Annotated in this window: 17 protein-coding genes, 1 other RNA gene and 1 pseudogene; 1 reads left to right on the forward strand and 18 read right to left on the reverse strand. The window is 48.3% G+C overall.

Going from position 1 to position 20,930, the window contains the following annotated elements; genetic code table 11:
* Positions 1 to 46: 46 nt before the first annotated feature.
* From rplT to DXB18_RS08875, 16 genes and pseudogenes are all read right to left on the reverse strand, one after another.
* On the reverse strand, positions 47 to 403 hold the full coding sequence (rplT, locus tag DXB18_RS08795; protein WP_118529968.1) for a 50S ribosomal protein L20: 357 nt from the start codon (positions 401 to 403) through the stop codon (positions 47 to 49).
* Positions 404 to 436: 33 nt separating this feature from the next.
* Positions 437 to 634 carry a 50S ribosomal protein L35 gene (gene rpmI, locus DXB18_RS08800; protein ID WP_118543375.1) on the reverse strand — a complete coding sequence of 66 codons (198 nt, stop codon included), beginning with the start codon at positions 632 to 634 and terminating at the stop codon, positions 437 to 439.
* 33 nt (positions 635 to 667) lie between these two features.
* Positions 668 to 1,162 carry a translation initiation factor IF-3 gene (gene infC / locus DXB18_RS08805; protein WP_118543374.1) on the reverse strand — a complete coding sequence of 165 codons (495 nt, stop codon included), beginning with the start codon at positions 1,160 to 1,162 and terminating at the stop codon, positions 668 to 670.
* Positions 1,163 to 1,548: 386 nt separating this feature from the next.
* Positions 1,549 to 1,863 (reverse strand): DUF1540 domain-containing protein, encoded by a 315-nt coding sequence (locus DXB18_RS08810; protein ID WP_118543373.1) that lies wholly within the window; start codon positions 1,861 to 1,863, stop codon positions 1,549 to 1,551.
* A 157-nt stretch (positions 1,864 to 2,020) separates the two neighbouring features.
* Positions 2,021 to 3,958 (reverse strand): threonine--tRNA ligase, encoded by a 1,938-nt coding sequence (thrS, locus tag DXB18_RS08815; RefSeq protein WP_118707307.1) that lies wholly within the window; start codon positions 3,956 to 3,958, stop codon positions 2,021 to 2,023.
* Between the two features lie 491 nt (positions 3,959 to 4,449).
* On the reverse strand, positions 4,450 to 6,069 hold the full coding sequence (locus DXB18_RS08820; RefSeq protein ID WP_118707275.1) for a hypothetical protein: 1,620 nt from the start codon (positions 6,067 to 6,069) through the stop codon (positions 4,450 to 4,452).
* Positions 6,070 to 6,312: 243 nt separating this feature from the next.
* Positions 6,313 to 6,882: pseudogene (locus tag DXB18_RS08825) on the reverse strand (DNA/RNA non-specific endonuclease); the annotation flags it as partial.
* A gap of 318 nt (positions 6,883 to 7,200) precedes the next feature.
* Complete coding sequence (locus DXB18_RS08830; RefSeq protein WP_118707277.1) at positions 7,201 to 7,953, reverse strand: DUF5688 family protein; 753 nt, start codon at positions 7,951 to 7,953, stop codon at positions 7,201 to 7,203.
* A gap of 347 nt (positions 7,954 to 8,300) precedes the next feature.
* Positions 8,301 to 8,640: a transfer-messenger RNA gene (gene ssrA / locus DXB18_RS08835) on the reverse strand.
* 187 nt (positions 8,641 to 8,827) lie between these two features.
* Positions 8,828 to 9,868, reverse strand: coding sequence for a branched-chain amino acid aminotransferase (locus DXB18_RS08840; RefSeq protein WP_118543368.1), 1,041 nt, complete (start codon positions 9,866 to 9,868; stop codon positions 8,828 to 8,830).
* A gap of 239 nt (positions 9,869 to 10,107) precedes the next feature.
* Positions 10,108 to 10,569, reverse strand: a complete 462-nt coding sequence (gene smpB, locus DXB18_RS08845; protein WP_118543367.1) for an SsrA-binding protein SmpB — start codon at positions 10,567 to 10,569, stop codon at positions 10,108 to 10,110.
* Between the two features lie 105 nt (positions 10,570 to 10,674).
* A complete protein-coding gene (rnr, locus tag DXB18_RS08850; protein ID WP_118707279.1) occupies positions 10,675 to 12,822 on the reverse strand; it encodes a ribonuclease R in 2,148 nt (715 codons plus the stop codon).
* A gap of 57 nt (positions 12,823 to 12,879) precedes the next feature.
* Positions 12,880 to 13,107 (reverse strand): preprotein translocase subunit SecG, encoded by a 228-nt coding sequence (gene secG, locus DXB18_RS08855; RefSeq protein WP_118543365.1) that lies wholly within the window; start codon positions 13,105 to 13,107, stop codon positions 12,880 to 12,882.
* Between the two features lie 153 nt (positions 13,108 to 13,260).
* Entirely contained in the window at positions 13,261 to 15,681 is a 2,421-nt protein-coding gene (gene pheT / locus DXB18_RS08860; protein ID WP_118707281.1) for a phenylalanine--tRNA ligase subunit beta, read from the reverse strand.
* A 20-nt stretch (positions 15,682 to 15,701) separates the two neighbouring features.
* Complete coding sequence (gene pheS, locus DXB18_RS08865) at positions 15,702 to 16,745, reverse strand: phenylalanine--tRNA ligase subunit alpha (RefSeq protein ID WP_118543363.1); 1,044 nt, start codon at positions 16,743 to 16,745, stop codon at positions 15,702 to 15,704.
* Between the two features lie 616 nt (positions 16,746 to 17,361).
* Positions 17,362 to 18,258, reverse strand: a complete 897-nt coding sequence (locus DXB18_RS08875) for a LysR family transcriptional regulator (protein ID WP_118707285.1) — start codon at positions 18,256 to 18,258, stop codon at positions 17,362 to 17,364.
* Positions 18,259 to 18,458: 200 nt separating this feature from the next.
* Between DXB18_RS08875 and brnQ the strand changes: the two genes are divergently transcribed.
* Positions 18,459 to 19,823: a branched-chain amino acid transport system II carrier protein gene (gene brnQ / locus DXB18_RS08880; RefSeq protein WP_118707287.1), complete on the forward strand. Its 1,365-nt coding sequence runs from the start codon at positions 18,459 to 18,461 to the stop codon at positions 19,821 to 19,823.
* 53 nt (positions 19,824 to 19,876) lie between these two features.
* Here brnQ and DXB18_RS08885 read toward each other — a convergent pair whose 3' ends face one another.
* Complete coding sequence (locus tag DXB18_RS08885; RefSeq protein WP_118707289.1) at positions 19,877 to 20,251, reverse strand: hypothetical protein; 375 nt, start codon at positions 20,249 to 20,251, stop codon at positions 19,877 to 19,879.
* A gap of 198 nt (positions 20,252 to 20,449) precedes the next feature.
* A complete protein-coding gene (locus tag DXB18_RS08890; RefSeq protein ID WP_118707291.1) occupies positions 20,450 to 20,896 on the reverse strand; it encodes a M20/M25/M40 family metallo-hydrolase in 447 nt (148 codons plus the stop codon).
* Positions 20,897 to 20,930 lie beyond the last annotated feature (34 nt).

Raw genomic sequence — 20,930 nt, forward strand, 5'->3', positions numbered from 1 at the left:
GACCGGCAAATGCCGATCCTCTTTTTATGTTCTTTTATAAAGCCTATTAAGCTAATTTAGCTTTTGCAAGCTCAGCCAGTTTTGCGAAGCCCTCAGCATCGTTGATAGCCATGTCAGACAGAACTTTACGGTTCATCTCAACACCAGCCAGCTTTAAGCCATACATGAACTTGCTGTAGGACAGACCATTGATACGTGCTGCTGCGTTGATACGAGCGATCCACAGCTGACGGAACTGTCTCTTTCTCTGCTTACGGCCTGCGTAGGAGCTGGTCAGAGCTCTCATTACAGACTGCTTTGCTACTCTATACTGTTTAGAACGTGCTCCTCTGTAGCCTTTAGCCATTTTCAGCACTCTATTGTGTTTCTTCTTTGCGTTCATACCGCCTTTAATTCTTGCCATCGGTTTTTCCTCCTTCTTAATCTAATCAGTCTATTACAGATATGGTAAAATCTTCTTCATTACCTTTGCGTTGGTGGAATCGGTAACGATATCTTTTCTAAGGTTTCTCTTTCTCTTGGTAGACTTCTTAGTTAAGATGTGAGATTTGTATGCTTTATTTCTTACCAGCTTACCGGTACCGGTCTTTTTGAAACGTTTTGCAGCTGCTCTGCTTGTTTTTAATTTAGGCATTATAACTTCCTCCTTAATTCTTTCTCTTTGCTTTTACTTCTTGGCAGTCAAAAACATAACCATGCTTCTTCCTTCCACTTTGGAAGGTTTGTCGATGGTTGCAATATCTTTTAAGCTCTCAGCAAAATCGTCCAGGATATACTTAGACTTGGACATATGTGCCATCTCACGACCACGGAAACGTAAGGTAACTTTGACTTTGTCTCCCTTTTCCAGGAATTTCCGTGCTGCGCCCGTTTTTGTGTTTAAGTCGTTGGTGTCAATGTTCGGAGACAACCGCACTTCCTTAACCTCGATTACCTTCTGTTTTTTTCTAGCTTCTTTCTCTTTTCTTGCCAGTTCGTAACGATATTTACCGTAATCGATAATCTTACAAACCGGTGGCTTCGCCGTCGGAGCAATTTTTACAAGATCCAGTTCTGCGTCCTGAGCCAGTTTGAAGGCTTCTTTCGCAGACATGATTCCCAGCTGCTCGCCGTCCGCACCAATCAATCGAACTTCTTTGTCTCTGATCTGTTCGTTAATCATTAACTCGCTAATAGTCGTGCACCCCCATCATAGAATTCTGCATGTTTGTTTTTCTGCATAAAAAAAGTAGATAGAATATTCTACCCACCCTCAAAAGCATCGCATAGGACGTCGTTGCCGCCGCATATACGCATTCTTTGCTATAAACCAGGGTCACTTGCTCGTGCCGAGGTGAGGTGGATACCTACTTTCCTGTGTTGTTCTCACAACTTTCATTACTATACTATGAATCCCCGGAAAAGTCAAGCGATTTTTCCGGGGATTTTTCATTTTTTCCAGAAAACTTTTTCCAGAAATTTTCCAGAAATCATTTTCGAGGTTTTGTCTCTGCTTTTATTTCTGCTTTTTTGATTTTTTGCGATTCATTTTACCTCTACAGGACACATTTAATTTTTTTCAAACGTCGTGCAGAGTGTCTGCTCCGCCCTGCTTGCGCCGTCTCCCGCAATGCCGATATGCTCGGCTGCGCAGCGGTGATTTTCATTGTAAATGCACTGCACTGCCTCGCAGGAAACCTCCAGGCGGCTTTCTGGTGTCTTAAAGACATTTTTAAAGAGACCACCTTTGTTTTCGTCGAAGCTTCCGCAGCAGGTCTGCTCTTTTTCTTTTGCATCATGGCCATCTACCATGATAGCCTGCTTACAGCAGCAGTTATCTGCATTGTGAAGACAGTTTGTTACGTTGCACTCTAATTTCGTCATGGAACCCATACCTCCTGTTTCTTATTTTAAATAATTCCACAGGACTAGTATGGACTTTTTCATTAAAAAAATACGTTGCTGCTCACACATCACGCAAACAACAACGTATTTTTTATTTCTGCACTAGCATTGTACCGTCATTATTTTTGTTCCGGTATTATTTCTGCTCTGGTTTTACTTCCACAGCACGTACTTCTCTGGAAGCAATTTCCTTTTTGATGTCTTCAATGAAGCTCTCTAAGGACTTCTGTCCCTCATCGCCTTTGAAACGGCTGCGGACAGATACAACGCCCTCTTCCTCTTCCTTCTGCCCTACGACCAGCATGTACGGAATCTTGTTTTTCTGTGCTTCGCGGATCTTGTAGCCAATCTTCTCGGAACGGGTATCTACCTCGGTGCGGATATCAGCAGCATCCAGGGCAGCCTTTACCTTCTCTGCATAATCCATGTACTTATCAGAGATCGGCAGTACCTTTACCTGTACCGGAGCCAGCCAGGTCGGGAATGCACCTGCGAAATGCTCGATCAGGATACCGATGAAACGCTCGATAGAACCGAATGCTACACGGTGGATCATGATCGGACGATGTTTCTCGCCGTCTGCACCAATGTACTCCAGCTCAAAGCGCTGCGGAAGCTGGAAGTCAAGCTGGATGGTACCGCACTGCCAGGTTCTTCCGATCGCATCTACCAGGTGGAAGTCGATCTTCGGGCCGTAGAATGCGCCGTCACCTTCATTTACCACATAATCCAGGCCCATCTCATCCAGGGCATTTCTCAGACCGTCTGTAGCCATCTCCCAGTCTTCGTCACTTCCCATGCTGTCTTCCGGACGGGTAGAAAGCTCTACATGATATTTGAAACCGAACAGTTTATATACGCTGTCGATCAGCTGTGCAACGCCCTTGATCTCGTCCTTGATCTGCTCCGGAGTCATGAAGATGTGTGCATCGTCCTGCGTAAAGCAGCGTACACGCATCAGGCCGTGAAGCTGACCAGATTTCTCATGACGGTGAACCAGTCCAAGCTCGCCCATACGGAGCGGAAGATCACGGTAAGAACGCGGCTCAGATGCATAAACCAGAACGCCGCCCGGGCAGTTCATCGGCTTGATCGCATAATCCTGGTCATCGATGACTGTGGTATACATGTTATCCTTATAATGATCCCAGTGACCCGAGGTCTCCCACAGGCTTCTGTTTAAGATAACCGGGGTGGAAATTTCTACATAACCAGCCTTCTTATGGATCTCTCTCCAGTACTCTAACAGGGTGTTCTTTAATACCATGCCCTTCGGTAAGAAGAACGGGAAGCCAGGACCAGCCTCGTGCATCATGAACAGACCAAGCTCTTTGCCCAGTTTTCTGTGATCACGCTTCTTTGCTTCCTCGATCATGGTTAAGTATGCTTCCAGCTCTTCTTTCTTTGCGAATGCAGTTGCATAGATACGGGTCAGCATCTTGTTGTGCTCATTGCCTCTCCAGTATGCACCGGCAATGCTGGTCAGTTTGTAAGCCTTTCCAACCTCTTTGGTATTCATTAAGTGCGGGCCTGCGCAAAGATCGGTAAACTCACCCTGCTTGTAGAAGCTGATCTCTTCGCCTTCCGGAAGATCCTCGATCAGTTCAACTTTGTACGGCTCCTCTTTCTCTTTCATGAGTGCCAGTGCCTCTTCTCTCGGAAGAGTAAAACGCTCCAACGGAAGTGCCTCTTTGATGATTTTCTTCATCTCAGCTTCAATCTTTTCGAGATCTTCTGCAGTGATCGTGGTCTCGAAATCAATATCGTAGTAAAAACCATCTGCGATAGACGGACCGATTGCCAGTTTTGCGCTCGGATACAGTCTCTTGATCGCCTGGGCCATAACATGGCTTGCGGTGTGACGAAGTGCTGCAAGTCCTGCTTCATCCTTTGCAGTCAGGATATTCAGCTCGCAGTCCTTGTCGATAACGGTACGCAGATCTTCGGTCTCGCCGTTTACCTCGCCGGCACATGCAACACGTGCCAGTCCTTCGCTGATGTCACGGGCAATATCGATAATGGACATAGCCTGTGCATACTCTTTTTTGCTTCCATCTTTTAATGTGATGATCATGCTTTTTTCCTCCTGGTATTTTTCTTTCTTATGATACAAGGGACGATAAGTTTTGGTAAGCGATGCAAAACCTCCACAAACAAATTTTGCATACGGAAATAAAAAAGTCCCCTGCCTGATGTGTTTCCACACCAGACAAGGGACGACAATTCATTTATCGCGGTTCCACCCTGTTTGCTGCCTGAATGTAAATTCACACAGCCGCTTCATTCTGATGGTAACGGAATCACCGGATCCGATTAAGGACCACTCCGAGCTGGTTTTCCTACCGGTTTTCTCATAAGATGCTCGCACCAGATGCACCTCTCTCTGCATGATCCTGCCGAAGTACTCTTCTCATCAACGTGTTCGTAAATATGAAACTTTTCTCATATCTGTCACTGATTATAGCACGGTCGGAAAATATGTCAAGCATAAAAATTTTGCTAAAATCATTCCAAACTATTTGGAAAGGTGCCTGAAAATTTCTTTCAAAACTGGCAGAGTCTGACTTAGTTCATGCTCGCATTCAGCATCCGCATAGCACCAAGACAGCTGAGCGGATTTCCATCCACATCATATAACTGACCATCCTGCACAAAATTATATACATGAATATTGTCCAGATATACATCTCCGTCCGTTTCAAAGGTTACGTCATAGAAGCCTTTGCGTCCAAGGTTCAGATCATACTGGTTTGGTCCATTTACTTCTACCGTCTGACTCATGGAACCAAGCTTTACCGTCAGTGTCACCGGCTCGTCGCTGTCCGCCGTAAAACGCACATGACCATCGTGGGTAGAACGCCCACCGATCCGGTGCCCAACCTTCTGTGACAGCCTGCCACCTTTCTGCAAAAAGAGCTGATTACTGTCATTTCGTTCTTTCACGGAACCTCCGGTCACTTCCCAGCCACGGGTACCAAGCGCAAACTGATGATTGTAAACCGGATTATTGGTATAATTCCGGTAAGTCCAGATCGCATATCCGTTCGTGTAGGTACGCAGCGTATCTGGAAGCCCGGTAAGATATGCCCCGCGATGACTTTCTGCCAGTCTGGCATTCTGCTCGAACCCTTCCGTCGCATCCATATAGAGAAGCTGGTCAATGAATACCGGCTTGCCTCCATTATTGGAACGTACGATGGAAAGCTGCTCATTCATGGTCCGGATTGCTTCCTGTGCAGAAATCACAGCTCCGAAACTTTGTCCCATGGAAACACTGTACATCAAAGCCGTATGATCTGCATTTTTGCAGGCAAATGTCCCATAGTGGGCTGCTCCGACCTGTCCATTTTCATCGGCTGCATCGACCGGGTCAACATCAAGTCGGACCTCCATGGAAAGATTTGGAAATACTTTCTGCGTATCTTCCAGAAGATCATTTAAAAAATCATCGTAAAATTCGTAAAACAGTTTATAAGCATAACTGGTTCTGGACGGAATGTAGACATCATCAAATTTGGTAAAGCTTTCTGCCGGCTGATAATACTCATTCACCTGCTTTAAAGAGTAATGTTTTTTCAGCCATACCTGATATCCACAGTCCTTTGCTGCTGTTCTGCTGTTTGCGCCCTTTCCCAGATTTGCTGCATCTTCCACATAATTCCAGAAATCCTCCCAGGTGATAAAACCTCCATGGAAGTTGGAATGCGCCGATGCCGTCCGGTAAATCTGCTTTGCGTATGCGAGCCAGGCAGCACGGGTGGAAGAATCCTTCAACAGTTCTTTATAGCGTGTCGTCGCCACATCGTCTGAATAGTAGTCCCAGACATAACCAATTCTCAGTTCCACCATAAGTCCTTTTGCCTGCGCAGCCGACATTACCCTGTCCAGTTTCTGGAACGCATAACGGTTATAAGAGATTGGAAGCACGCCAGGCTGGAATTCGCGCCACGGAACCACCAGCACAATGCTGTTAAACCCATCTGCCGCGATCTGCGCCAGTTCCTCCTCCATGTGATCACTTTCCGAATTCCAGAAATTGCTCACCCAGGCATCTGACACATACGTTGCCGCTTTTAAATAAGAGGATGACGCCTCACTCTCTATCCCAGATACCGTCATTGCCGCCGCTGCCGCAAGCGCGGTCATGTTCATTCCAAGCATACGGACCAGACTATTCTTTCTCATATGTAATGTAACCCCGCCATTTGTATTTCTTCGCAACTGCTGCGTAGCTCCACAGTCACATTTTTATTTTGCGTAACGTTTTTCGTCGTTCCTGCGCAAAAACCAGGTTACATTGTAACATAGCTGCAGCGCATCCGTCAACGAAGCAGTATTGAATATGCAAGGTCACTGTATACAGGCAGAAATTATTCCTGCTCCCAGGCAGTAATTTTCTGGTTAACAAAAACATTATTCTGCCGCATGATTTTCGCCCGTTGCATAATCAATCACAACACCCGGCTGCACATTATAAACGTAAACGCAGTACGCGACTCCTGTCCCTTTATCTTCTACCGATTCCGCTTCCATCAGTACACCGGATGCTACCAGATTATTTTCCTCAAACACCGGAGTCACACGGTACAGCACATGGTTTTCTGTTTCCTTTACATAGTCTGCCACCAGGTTTTCAAATGGCAGCATACCATCTACATTCAGGTAACGCGTACCGGTGATCAGATTTTTCTCATTCGCATTCTCCGCCGTCAGCTGGTATCCGATCAGGTGGCAGCGGTTGTAGAGATGTTTTCCATCGACAAACTCATATTCCGAAATCTGCCAGCCTGTGGGCTTCACCTTACTGATGGAACCGCGTTTTTCCGTCGGCATCAGATCGGTTCCTACGCTGGAATAGGCAGTACCGCAGCGTCCCAGCTCATCTAAGTCGCTGTAATACTCAAATGATTCGCTCGTCAGATCCGATTCGGTAAAGTATGGAACGTTTCCATTCACAACCGCATAAGGATCACCGGAATAAGGCGGGATAGCCGCCAGGTCCACATAAACTTCTACGCCAGCACCAATCTGAACACCGGAAGGATTTTCCACATCATACGTCTGCTGTCCCGGTGCAGAATTTCCCTGTCCCTGCACAGATGTTTCCGCAGTCGTCTCATATGCATCAAGAACCCGTTCTGCTGCCTGTTCCAGCCGCCCAATGTCTTTCCGGCTGACACCGATCGCCGCGAGAATGATCGCCACAGCTGCAAGCTCTGCTGCTCTGCCCTTTTTCCCCTGTTTTGCCTTTTGATAACGCTTCACTCCGCGTTTTGCCTGATTATAAACATTCTTTTTTCTGCCCATATTACTTCCTTACAATTCCAGTTCTTTTAATTCTCCCGTTTCGGCCTGATAACGATAGACCTTTCTGCTCAGAATTTCTTTTTTCTTGTTCATGTAGCGGTTCATCTGCTTGATCCGTTCCAGGATTTCCCGCGGGGTCGTACTGCCCACCGGATGAATATGAAACTCATGGATTCCCGTAAATGCAACATAATAATCCCCGCCAGCCATCTCAGCCAGTTTCTTCTGTACGCCCGGATACCAGAAACTGATCGCGCCATTCACACTCGGATATGTCGTAAATATGCTGCTGTTCATCCCGGCTGCAAGTCTGCTTTTTGCTCCTACCGACATGTACGCACCGGTCTGATACTTCGGATTTGCAGACTCTGCCGGACTGTTGTACATTCTTGGCACGGAACGAATGTTGGTATTGATCAGTGCCGTCTCCATGAGTTCTTCGGTACTCTTTTCCCATTTTTCTGCAATTTCTTTTTGGATCTTCGTCGTTGTGAGGCCAAACTCACTGCTGTCTGAGAGCAGCAGATATAAAACCAGTGCCATATCTCCAACCTGTCTGTATATGCAGTGTTTCAATGCATACTTGTTGTCTGTATAATTCAGCGGGCGCAAAATCAGCCCGCCTTTGATCTGGTCATACTGATCGATCACACTGCTGATGTCTTTGATGTCGATGTTTTTCGCGCAGCGCATATTCGCCTCCACAATTTTCCAGATGAAGTCCCATCCTGCTTCCTGAAAGCTCTCGTAAAGGTACTTCATCTCAAATCTGGCTTCGCCGCCCTCCGTTTTATCTACCGGCGCGATCCGCAGAAAATCTCCAATCAGCGTATCGCTCTCTGTCTGGCTGTATTTATCATTCGTTGCCCGGATAAAAGCACCTTCCTCTGGATTTTCAGAAACCGCCCCATCTTCAAACAGCTTAAACTTCTAGATGTTTTCCATGCCTGCCATCTTTTCCGTAAGCCGCTTCATAAACTCTGTTTTAAATTCCTCATAGTTCATACCGTCTTCTCCTTTTCGTTTTCTATATTTCATTATGCAGAACTCACGTTCTTTTTTCCACTGTTTCTTTTGATAAAAAAAGCCGCGTAAATACGCGGCTTTTAGCGTGGAGCTGAGGGGAATCGAACCCCTGTCCGAAAATCAATTCCCTGTTCTTCTACTATCATAGTCTGTTATTTGACATTCCCTCTGCCGCGCGAAAACAGACACCCTCGCAGTTTCAGTAGCTTCATAATACGCCCATGCACGCAAAGCTTAATGCATGTCGTTTCTCACATAGTCGATGCCAGACTCTTAATGTGTGAGTGCACTAAGGCTGACAGCAGCCATTAGGCTGCGTATGCTAAATTATCTTCAGCGTTTAATTTTAATTTTGCCGTTTAACGCACCGCATGCGGATAGCTTCACCAGCTGCATGACCCCCGTCGAAACCAGTACAACCCCTTACTGGCTCACCGTGACTCAGCGGTGATACATAACAAATACCTGCTGCAGGCGCATCGCAAAGAAGTGAAACCGCCGCTGCAAGTATGTGATATTGTAACACCCGGATCCGTTTTTGTCAACGAGATCCGGGTGTCTAAATTTTCAACTTCTGGTTTAAAAATCAAATGTTTCTTGCCTGATTTTCTTATTTGATCTTGTGGATCCATCCTTCTGGAGCTTCGATCTTGCCCATCTGGATGCCGGTTAAGGTATCATACAGCTTCTGGGTAACCGGTCCCATCTTCTCCATGCCGCTCGGGAAGCAGATCTCTTTGCCGTGGTCTACCACCTTGCCTACCGGGGAGATAACAGCTGCGGTACCGCACAGACCGCACTCTGCGAAATCGCCAAGTTCGGACAGTTTTACCGGGCGCTGGGTTACCTTCATGCCAAGATAGTGCTCTGCTACATAAACCAGGGAACGTCTGGTAATAGACGGCAGAATGGAATCAGACTTCGGAGTTACAAGCTCACCGTCTTTGGTTACAAATAAGAAGTTTGCACCGCCAGTCTCCTCTACATAAGTTCTGGTTGCCGGATCCAGGAACATGTTCTCATCGAATCCGTTGTCGTGTGCAACCTCATGTGCGTGTAAGCTCATTGCATAGTTTAAACCAGCTTTTACATGACCGGTTCCGTGAGGTGCCGCACGGTCGAAGTCACTGACACAGATGGTGATCGGCTTTGCGCCGCCCTTGAAGTACGGACCTACCGGAGTTACCAGGATACGGAACTGATACTCGTTAGACGGTTTCACACCGATAACCGGGCCTGATGCAAACATGTACGGGCGGATGTAAAGGGTTGCTCCACTGCCATACGGCGGTACCCATGCCTCGTTTGCCTTTACGACTTTATCGAGTGCATCCATGAAACGCTCCTTCGGGAACTGCGGCATCTCCAGTCTTGCGCAGGAGTCCATCATACGCTCTGCGTTTAAGTCCGGGCGGAAGGTTACGATGCTGCCATCCTCGGTGGTGTATGCTTTTAAGCCCTCGAAGCACTCCTGGCAGTACTGCAGGATGCCTGCGCACTCGTTGATTACGACGTTTGGATCCTCAGTCAGGGTTCCTTCATCCCACTTTCCGTCTTTATAGTTTGACACATAACGGTAATCAGTGGTTACATAACTGAATCCGATATTGCCCCAGTCAAGATTTTTCTTTTCCATTGTCTTATCCTCCATCTCTGGTTTCCCATGGACCCTGATGCGGTATCCTGTTGCTTTTGCCGTTTTGTCATCCGCGGGAAGATTTGTAATCGATTGATTAATGAACATTATAGCCCTGACTGTTCTGAAAATCAATGGTTGATTTTCAATTTGACTATACATGTGCTTCATATTAGATATGACTATTTCTTATATCCATGCAGTTTTTCATAACCACAAGATCTATCTTGCAGATTTTCTTCCCACAAAAAAGTTTACCGCAGTTTCTGCTTATAATCCCGCTCCACTTCACGTCTCGCATCTTTTTTCGCAATATCGTCGCGTTTATCATACAGCTTCTTACCGCGTGCCAGACCGATCTCGACCTTTACCAGGCTGCCTTTAAAATAAACCTGGAGCGGCACCAGGGTCAGGCCTTTTTCGCGGATCTTGCCTTCCAGTTTGTTGATCTCGCTGCGATGCATGAGCAATTTACGTGCACGGAGCGGATCTTTGTTGAAGATGTTGCCTTTCTCATACGGGTTGATGTGCATACCATAAATGTATACTTCATTTTTGTCGATGCGGACAAACGCTTCCTTCACGCTGCACTTTCCCATACGGATGGACTTGACTTCGGTTCCAAACAGTTCAATGCCGCACTCAAATTTCTCGTCAATAAAATAATCATGATAGGCCTTCTTATTGTTGGCTACCAGTTTGATTGCTTCTTTCACAACAAAACCTCCTGTCTTTTCTCCGGTTTTCGTGGAATTTCCAGGAACAACGCTGCTGTCCGTGTTCCAGTCTTCTCTGCCGGCACAGCAGCAGCCCTGTTTCCTCTACGCTTCCTCCGGAAGCTCCATATTCTTCGCCGGAATAAAATCGATTGTCTTGGTTAACCGGTCGGTTCCGGTTACCACCACCTGGATCTTCTGTCCAAGCTTATAGGTTTTTCCGCTCATTTCTCCGTGCAGTTCCATGCGCTCTTCATTGAACACATAGTAATCTCCGTGCAGCTCGTTGACATGCACAAGACCTTCTACGGTATTCGGGAGCTCCACATAGAAGCCCCAGTTCGTCACACCGGAAATCACACCCTCAAAGATCTCACCGATGCGTTTGGACATATACTCGCACTTCTTGAGCTTGATGGTTTCGCGCTCTGCTTCTTCCGCGCGGCGCTCCGTTGCGGAGCACTGAATGGTCACTCCGGTCAGAATCTTGTCGTAATGGGCGATGCGCTTCTCGCTTAAGCCGCCCCGCAGGTTTTCCTTAATGATACGGTGGATCTGCAGATCCGGATAACGGCGGATCGGGGACGTGAAATGGGTATAATACTTTGCTGCCAGGCCAAAATGTCCGCTGCAGACCGGCATGTACTTTGCCTGCTTCATGGAGCGCAGGGTCAGACGGCTGATCAGTGCCTCTTCCTCGGTTCCTTCAATCTTCTTTAAAAGTTTCTGCAGTTCTTTCGGATGCACTTCCCCGTCGTGTGTGCGGATGGTGTAGCCAAAGTTGTTGATAAAGACGCCCAGGCGTTTCATCTTCTCCGGGTCCGGGTTATCGTGGGTCCGGTATACAAACGGGATTTCCTGCCAGAAATAATCCTCTGCGATGGTCTCGTTCGCCATCAGCATAAAGTCTTCGATGATCTTGGTTGCCGCGTTCCGCTCATATGGCTTGATGTCCACCGGCTTTCCCTTTTCATCCAGAATGATCTTGGACTCCGGGAAATCAAAATCGATGGAGCCGCGCTGACGCCGTTTTTCACGCAGGATATCGGCCAGCTCTTTCATCAAATCAAACATATCCACGAAATCCGCATATTCTGCCATGGTGTCCGGGTCGCGGTCTGTCACAATGGCATTGACTGCCGTGTAGGTCATGCGCCGGTCAACCCGGATCACGGTTTCCGCGATCTCATGCCCCAGCACGCGGCCCTGCGGGTCGATCTCCATAATGCAGCTTAATGCCAGACGGTCTGTTCCTGCATTCAAAGAGCAGATGCCATTGGAAAGCTTATGCGGAAGCATCGGGATAACACGGTCTACCAGATAGACACTGGTGCCGCGGTTTAACGCCTCCTCATCGAGCGGGCTGCCCTCGGTCACATAGTGGCTGACATCCGCAATGTGGACACCCAGCTTGTAGCCGTAGCTTTCCCGGCTGATGGTAATGGCATCGTCGAGGTCTTTCGCGTCTTCCCCGTCGATGGTAACCGTCTGCCAGTCGCGGATATCCTTTCTTCCAGCCATGTCAGCCTTATCCACCTCATCCGGGATGCGGCTCACCTGCTTCATGACCTCCGGCGGGTATTCCTCCGGAATGCCGTAAGCTTTTACGATCGATAAAATATCGGTTCCTGGATCGTTTACATGGCCGATGATCTCCGTGATAATGCCCTCCGGATTCTTGCGTTCCCCGCCAAAATCAGTCAGACGCACAACAACCTTATGGCCCGTCACCGCACCCATATCCTTGCCCTGCGGAATAAATACATCGGCATTGATCTTCTGGTTGTCCGGCACCACAAAGCCAAAATTTTTATTTTTCTGGTAAAAGCCCACCAGGGTCTGGTTTGCACGCTCCAGCACCTTGATCACCGCTCCCTCCGGGCGTTTGCCCTTTGCTGCCGGGCTTGCCGTAATCTGCACCGTATCGCCATGCATGGCATCCTTCGTTTTTTCTGCCGGAATAAACACGTCCTGGTCCATGCCCTCCACGGTCACAAAACCAAAGCCTTTTGCATGGCCGCAAAAAGTTCCGACCATGGTAAATGCCTCCGGCTTTCCGTATTTGCCGCGCTTGGAAAGGCCAACCTTACCGTCTGCCACCAGGGCATCCAGAACTTCTTTTAACTCATCCCGTTTTTCCCGCGGGACATCTAACAGCATAGCCAGTTCTTTGATCTTCATGGGAACGTAGGTCGGATCGTTGATCAAGACCAGCATTGCTTCTTTTCTTTCTTTTAATAACTCTTCTGTCATAATTCCTCTCTTTTAAACGAAAAGCACCCTTGTTTCCAAGAGTGCTTTTTCTTATGCTTAGACTAAGTTTAATACGATTGCCAGTACCATGAATGCTACTGCAGCAAATGTCGTGAACTTTTCCAGGGTTCCTTCCATGGAACGTCCCTTATTCTTTCCCCAGTAAGTCTCTGCCATACCGCCGATCGCGCCAAGGCCCTCAGACTTTCCTTCCTGAAGTAATACGATCACGGTCAAAGCCAGACATATAAGAACGAAGATCACGGATAAAATCGTTTTCAGCATCTAAATGCACCTCCTAATAGTCAAACACTGACATTCTAACATAGCCAGACTGAAAATACAAGCGTTTTTCTCGCTGCCAGCCCCAGAATGCACAGAAAAGACAGTTCTAACATCATTTGTGTCAGATTCCAGTACATTTTTTGTTTTCTGCACTTAGCTTCTTAACTCAATACCATAGGTCTTGTTCAGCTGTTTGAGAATCTTCTTCACATATCCGTCTACGCTGTCTGCGCCAAAGGCCTCGTCCTTCGGAGTGAACAAAACAGTAAATGCCATGGATTTCTTGCTTCCTAAAATCTGTTTTCCTTCGTAAACGTCAAACAGGGTGACATCCTTGACGAAACCGCATGCTTCACGGATGCAGGTCTCAACCTGTCCGCAAGTAATGTCTTTGTCCATAACCAGAGCCAGGTCACGTTTCTCCTCTGCGAATTTTGGAAGCGGCTCAAATACCGGAGCCTTGCCATACCATTTTTCCAGAGCTTTCATGCTGATCTCCAGAACATAGGCATCCTCACGCATTGCCTCGTCTTTCATGATCTCGTATTTTACCTTGCCGAGATAACCGATTTCCTCGCCCTCACAGAAAATTGCTGCGGTCTGGTACGGATGTAAAAACGGCTTTTCTGCCTTCTCGTAGGTAAAGGAAACATGCAGAACGTCTGCAACGGTCTCTGCCATACCCTTTAAGGTAAAGAAGGACTCGTTCTTGCCGAATACACCGATGCAAAGAGTCTCACGCTCTTCCGGATACTCGGTCAGCGGCAGGGACTTCGGAATGAATGCGTTTCCGATCTCGAAAATACGGCCCTCGAAGATGCCTCTCTTCTGGTTGCGTCCCATTGCGTGAATCATCTGCGGAGCCAGGGTGGTTCTCATCAGGGACAGATCCTCGTTGATCGGGTTCATGATGCGGATCGCCTTACGCTCCGGTGCGTCCTCTGCAAAGCCCATCTGGTCTAAATCAGACGGGGAGAAGAAGGAATAATGGATTCCCTCGAATGCACCAACGCTGCACAGTGCTCTCTTCACCTTCAGGATGGTCTTCTGACGCAGGTTGCTTCCACCGATGGTTACCTTTGCAGTCGGGAGGAAGGTGGATTTGATGTGGTCATAGCCGTACATACGGATGACTTCCTCTGCGACATCCGGGTAATCCTCCATGTCCTCGCGGTATGCCGGGAAGTGCAGGGTCAGCTCGTCGCCGTTGATTTCCGGCTGGAAGTTTAAACCGGTCAGGATGCGGACGATATCCTCATCCGGAACGGTAATGCCCAGAACTCCGTTTACTTTCTTAATGCTGGTCTTAAAGGTAACCGGCTCTAAGGAATTTCCGGTGTTGACGTTCTTGTGGGTCCTGGACACCTTTCCGGCACCAAGCTCTTCTATCAGATGCAGGGCACGCTTCATGGCCATCTCGGTTGCGTACTCATCGACACCCTTTGCATATCTCTGGCTTGCGTCGGAAGACTGGCCCAGGGCACGGGAGCTTCTGCGGATGTTGTCGCGGGCAAATTTTGCAGACTCAAACATAACCTCGGTGGTCGTATCGCGGATCTCAGAATTTAAGCCGCCCATGATACCAGCCAGTGCAACCGGCTTCTTGCCGTCACAGATGACCAGATTATTCGGATTTAAGGTGAACTCCTTCTCATCCAGAGTAACGATCTTCTCACCCTCGGCTGCACGTCTTACCTGGATTGCGTTGCCCTCCAGGAAGTCACAGTCGAATGCGTGAAGCGGCTGCCCCAGCTCACGCATGATGTAGTTGGTAATATCAACGATGTTGGAAATGGAGTTGTTGCCGACCAGGGCCAGACGTCTTCTCATCCATGCCGGGGACTGTCCCAGCTTGACATCATATACATAGTGGGCAATGTAGCGCGGGCAGAGATCCTGTGCGTCTACGGTAACCTCAAAGCCCTCTTTTTCCACCTCCGTCTCAGTGTAATCCAGAGCCGGGGTTTTCAGCGGCTGTCCCAGTGCTGCTGCCACCTCTCTTGCCAGACCGAAAATGCTCTGGCAGTCCGGACGGTTTGCCGTGATGGAAACATCGAAGATCCAGTCGTTTAATCCGGTCAGTTCCTTTACATCGGCACCAATCTCGGCATCCTCCGGAAGAACCAGAAGTCCGTTGTAGCCGGCACCCGGATACAGGTCTTCATTTAAGCCAAGCTCGGTTCCGGAGCAGAGCATACCGTGGGACTCATAGCCTCTTAATTTTCCTTTTTTAATGGTAGCCACACCTTCAATGGTAACGTGGTCTTTTGCAGTTGCATAAACCTGTGCTCCAACCATAGCAACCGGGTACTTGCCACCTGCCTTGACATTGTCCGCGCCGCAGCAGATCTGTAAGAGCTCCGGGCCGCCTACGTTGACCTGGCACACGTGAAGATGGGTCTCCGGGATCGGCTCGCAGGACTCCACGTAACCAACCACGATTCCGCTGATGTCTTTACCCACCTGCCATTTTTCTTCTACTTCAAATCCACAGTCAAAGAGTTTGGTCTCCAGTTCATCTGCGGAAACATTGATATCTACATAGTCATTTAACCAGCTTAATGGTACAAGCATTTCTAATCCTCCTGTCCTGATCAGTCATCGATCTGATCCAGCACACGCAGATCAGACTCAAAAAGCATCTTGATGTTGTTGATGCCGTATTTCAACATAGCAATACGCTCCAGGCCAAGGCCGAACGCAAAGCCGCTGTATTTCTCGGAATCGATGCCGCAGTTCTCCAGCACCTTCTTGTTTACGACGCCTGCACCCAGGACCTCGATCCAGCCGGTGCCCTTGCACAGTCTGCAGCCCTTGCCGCCGCACTGGAAGCAGCTGACATCAACTTCAACAGACGGCTCCGTGAACGGGAAGTAGGACGGGCGAAGTCTGGTTCTGGTGCTCTCACCGAAGATTCTCTGTACGAACATGTCCAGCATGCCCTTTAAGTCGCAAAGGGTAATGCCCTCATCGACAACCAGGCCCTCCATCTGGCTGAACATCGGGGAGTGGGTTGCATCGTCATCGGAACGGAATACCTTACCCGGGGAAACAACCTTGATCGGCGGCTTCTTTGCTTCCATGACATGAACCTGTCCGGCAGAAGTCTGGGTACGAAGCAAGAACTCCGGAGACAGATAGAAGGTATCCTGCATATCGCGTGCCGGATGATCCTGCGGGGTGTTCAGCGCGGTGAAGTTGTAGTAATCGGTCTCGATCTCGGTTCCTTCATACACCTCAAAGCCCATGGATGCGAAAATGTCGGTCAACTGGTTGCGCACGGTGGTTACCGGGTGAAGATTGCCGTAACGGATCTTAACCGGCGGCATGGAAATATCGATCTTCTCGGATTCGTAGCGCTGCTGCTGCTCTTTCTCTTTTAAATTCTGATCCAGCTCATCGAAGAACTGGTTTGCCCACTCTTTTGCGCCGTTGATAGTCTTACCAAACTCCGCTTTCTGCTCGTTTGCCACATTGCGCATTTCTTTCATCAAAAGACCAATCCGGCCCTGCTTATTGTCCAGGAAGGTCTTCTTGAACTCATAGACACTTCTGGAAGTGGTCAGAGCATCTGCGCCCTGACGGATCTCTTCTTTGATCGCAGCGATCACTTCATTCAGCTCTTTTAAATCCTGCATGATTCTTCTCCTTTATTCATATTGTGATACTTAGGGTAACTGTTCAATAGGTCTGCGCAGTTACTACTTATGTTTGCAATCCTGCGCACCCGCCCAGGGAAATTTCATGCCGTTTTTCCACATCAGAGCGAATCTGCAATTTGCAGGTTCCAGTGGATTTCAGGCACAAAAAAATCCCCTTACGCAAATGCGCAAAGGGACGATAATTCTTACCGCGGTACCACCCAGCTTCCTGCAGACAGACACAAACTGCCGCAGACACTTTCCGGTATGTAACGTACACCAGACGGCAATGCCTACTCAGCCAGCGTTTACGGCGCCTCGCCATTCAGCAATGCAGCTCCCGTGGGAAATTCGGATACCTGTCTGAACGGAAAAAGGCTCACAGCCGATGACCTCTTCTCTCTGACCGGAAACAGGATCTTAAATACACGATCTTCGCTTTTCTTAGTTTTATTTGTGATTGCAGGTATGTCTGCCCGAAACGGACATCCATAATCTATGGAACATTTTAGCTATTCTGTGCAGAAAAGTCAAGGTCTTTTTCCGATCCCGTGCATGTCTGCGTGGATCGTAACGGCAAAACCAACCAGCAGCACTGCATACTGCCGGATTTTCAGTTGCGGAAATCTCTGCCTTTTAACTGCGATGTATATTCTACCACACATGCTTTCAGCTTCCGCATGCTCTCCGGCAGTCCCACACCCTTCTCCGTTCCCATACCAAGCTCGCGGATACTCTTTGGCGTGACCGGGACACAACAGACATCATCAGTATTGCCGCGGATCATCAGTTCTGACATCATGGAAATGCCAAGACCCTTTCCCACCATACGGATCAGTGTCTCATCGTCTACATACACGGCCTGTTCCTTTGCCTTCACCCCGGCTGCGCGAAAAGCCGCATGCACGTCAATATCGAACCGCCCATACGGCATCAGGAATTCTTTTCCCTCAAACTCCTTCAGTGGGAATTCTGTACGTCCATGAAGCGGATAATTCTTCGGCAGAATCGCGTAAAGTAATTCATGATAAAGGGGCGTCCACTCACAGTTCCCATAGTTTTGCCTGCTGGCAAAGATCACATCTGTTTTGTGATCCTGTAAAAGTTCAAATGGCTCCAGCGCATGATCCACCATGCGCAGATCAACATCGACATTCGGGCAGATCCGGCGGAAGCGGTACAGGATTTCCGGCATCCAGAACATGGCAATGCTGGCGTAAGCCGCGATGCGGATCGTTTCTGTCTGCTTCTCTGTGATGCTCTGGATCTGGTTTTCCAGATTTGCATTTGCCTGCAAAAACTGGCGAATCGCAGGCATCAGTTCCCGCCCTTCCTCTGTCAGGGCGATTCCATTGTGGCTCCGGATGATGAGCGGAAAACCGATTTCACGCTCCAGGCTGTTCACCAGATGGGTAAGCCCCGACTGGGTGTATCCGACCACCTCCGATGCCCTGGAAAAGCTGCCTAAGTCTACTGCTGTCATTAAGATTTCCAGTTTCTTCGCATCCATTACACAGTTCCTTTCCTTTACAGGGTATTACAATTTGTCATATTTCTATTATAAACATGGATTTCCCAAACCGCAAGATGGACAGTACAATAAATATCAATCTACTGCTCACACATTGCGAAGTCAGCAACCGATTTTGCTGATGCTTCACATTACAAAACGATTATAAATAATTTAAAGATTTGAGGTGTTCAACCATTATGAAACAAATGCATCTTTCTTTCAAACAGAGGCTGTTGGTAGCCACCACCCTGTTTGGCATGTTTTTCGGTGCCGGGAATCTGATCTTTCCGGTTCATTTAGGTCAGTTAGCCGGACGAAACCTGCTTCCGGCGATGATCGGTTTTATCCTGACCGCCGTTGGCATTCCGATCCTTGGTGTTGCTGCCATCGGCAACACCCATTCAGACGGCCTGCAGGCACTGGCTTCCAGGGTTGGAAAACGGTACGGCTGCTTTTTTACCTGCCTGCTCTACTTAACCATTGGTCCATGCTTTGCCATTCCACGCTGTGCCACCACATCGTTTACGACCGGCATTGCTCCCATGCTCGGCACTGCAGTATCCCCACGCATGGCACTGTTTCTCTTTTCTGCAGTGTTCTTTGCACTGGTACTGTTTTTTTCCCTCCGCCCCGGCAACATCACGCTCTGGATCGGCAAGATCATCAACCCGCTGTTTTTGTTTTTCCTGGCGATTCTCATTGTATCTGCCCTGCTGCACCCGGGCGCACCGGTCTTTTCCACGGCACCCGATGCTTCCTATGAGAATGGAGCCCTGTTCCATGCACTTTCCGAAGGTTACGGCACCATGGATGCCATTGCCGGTCTCGCTTTCGGCATCGTAGTCATTCAGGTGATCCGGCAGATGGGTGTGCAGGATGATACGGCGATTGCCAGTGAAGTGCTCCATTCCGGGATTTTGACAGGACTCCTGATGGCTTTCATCTACATGCTGACCATCCTCATGGGTGCCCAGTCTCTCGGCTTATTCGCTGTCTCCGAAAACGGCGGCATCGCCCTGTCCCAGATTTCCAACCACTACCTTGGCCGGGCCGGGCTTATGATCCTGGCTGTCACCATCACCTTTGCCTGCTTAAAAACCTCCATCGGACTGGTGACCAGCTGCGCAGAAACCTTCGAAAAAATGTTTCCAGGACGGCTTTCCTACAAAGCCTGGGCTGTACTCTTTACCGCATTTTCTTTCCTGATCTCAAACGCAGGACTTTCCACCATCATCCGGTATTCTGTGCCGGTCCTGATGCTTATTTACCCGCCTGCCATTGCCCTGATCCTGCTGGCGCTGTTCGGAAAACACTTTGACCATAACCCAAAGATCTACTTCTGGGTTACCGTATGCACCTGGTGTGCCTCTCTGTTCGACTTTTTCAAAGCACTCCCGGAACCGATGCAGACACACTTCCATTTGCAGGCAGCAATCGGGTTTGCCGCACAGTTTCTTCCCTTTTATAATTTAAATCTCGGCTGGATTCTTCCTGCCGTGATCGGACTTTTTCTCGGACTTCTGTCCCGGAAAAGACAGAAAACCCTGCAGGCTTTTGCATAAAGCTGCAGGGTTTTCTGCTGTTAAAATCTTAAAATATTACAGTTCTATTATTATCATTGTCCATTGCAAATTCTGTCTTTGCCGCATTGGCAGTCTCCGCCTGTTCCAGTGCCTTCTTTGCCTTTCATCAGCAGCCGAAGAATAACCAGTATGATCAAAAGACTCAGCACTGCGAACACCGTTGTAACCAGTAAAAGATTATCCTTTACAAATTCTACCAGGGTCACCCTTCTGGCAGCATTTTCATATACGGAAAATGCACCGGAAAGTTTTGAGAGCGGCAACGTGGTCAATGTTTTATTTAAAATTGACAATAACAAGGTATCATCCCGCCTTACTGCGAACGAGGAATCACTCGATTTTGTCAGGAAAACACTGCGCACCTGATTATCTTCCAGTTTTTTGGAGGTCTGACCGGCCTTTACCACAAAACAGTCTGCTTTTCTGCTCCCATTGGCATCTCGGAAAACAACACAGTCCCGGCACGTTCCTCTGTTTAGGAAACACCGCCTAACAGATTAATCTTATTCATAGCCACGATATTCTAAAGAATAACCTCCAGAATTACAAGGCATTTGGCAAGATTCCGCAGATTTCCGTCACATCTTTTTAGCGCATGGAATTTACTAATTCAAATTTTCTATCATGATTTCGGCACCTCTGGACTGCTCTTCTGCCGTCTGGAACATCAGCCGTACGGTACCGTCCAGTTCGTCTTTATGCGCCCACAGCACCTTACCGGCTCCTAAAAGCATTGCCGTATGAGTATCGTGCCCGCAGGCATGCATGCACCCAACATGTCTGGAAGCAAACGGAAGTCCGGTCGCCTCTGTAATTGCGAGCGCATCCATATCTACACGCAGGCAAATGGTTTTCCCAGGCTTTCCTCCCTGAATCACCGCTAAGATTCCGCTGTCTTTTTCCGAACGTACATAAGGAATTCCGATCTTATCCAACTCTGCTGCCACATATGCCGATGTCTCCGGCAGATCTTTTCCAACCTCCGGAATCTGGTGAAGATCCCGGCGCAATCCCACGATATATTCCTGTAACGCTCTACACTCTTCCCACATGATCCATAATCTCCTTTTCTGCATATTTTTGCAT

The sequence above is a fragment of the Clostridium sp. OM02-18AC genome, assembly GCF_003481825.1.
Classification (GTDB): domain Bacteria; phylum Bacillota; class Clostridia; order Lachnospirales; family Lachnospiraceae; genus Brotaphodocola.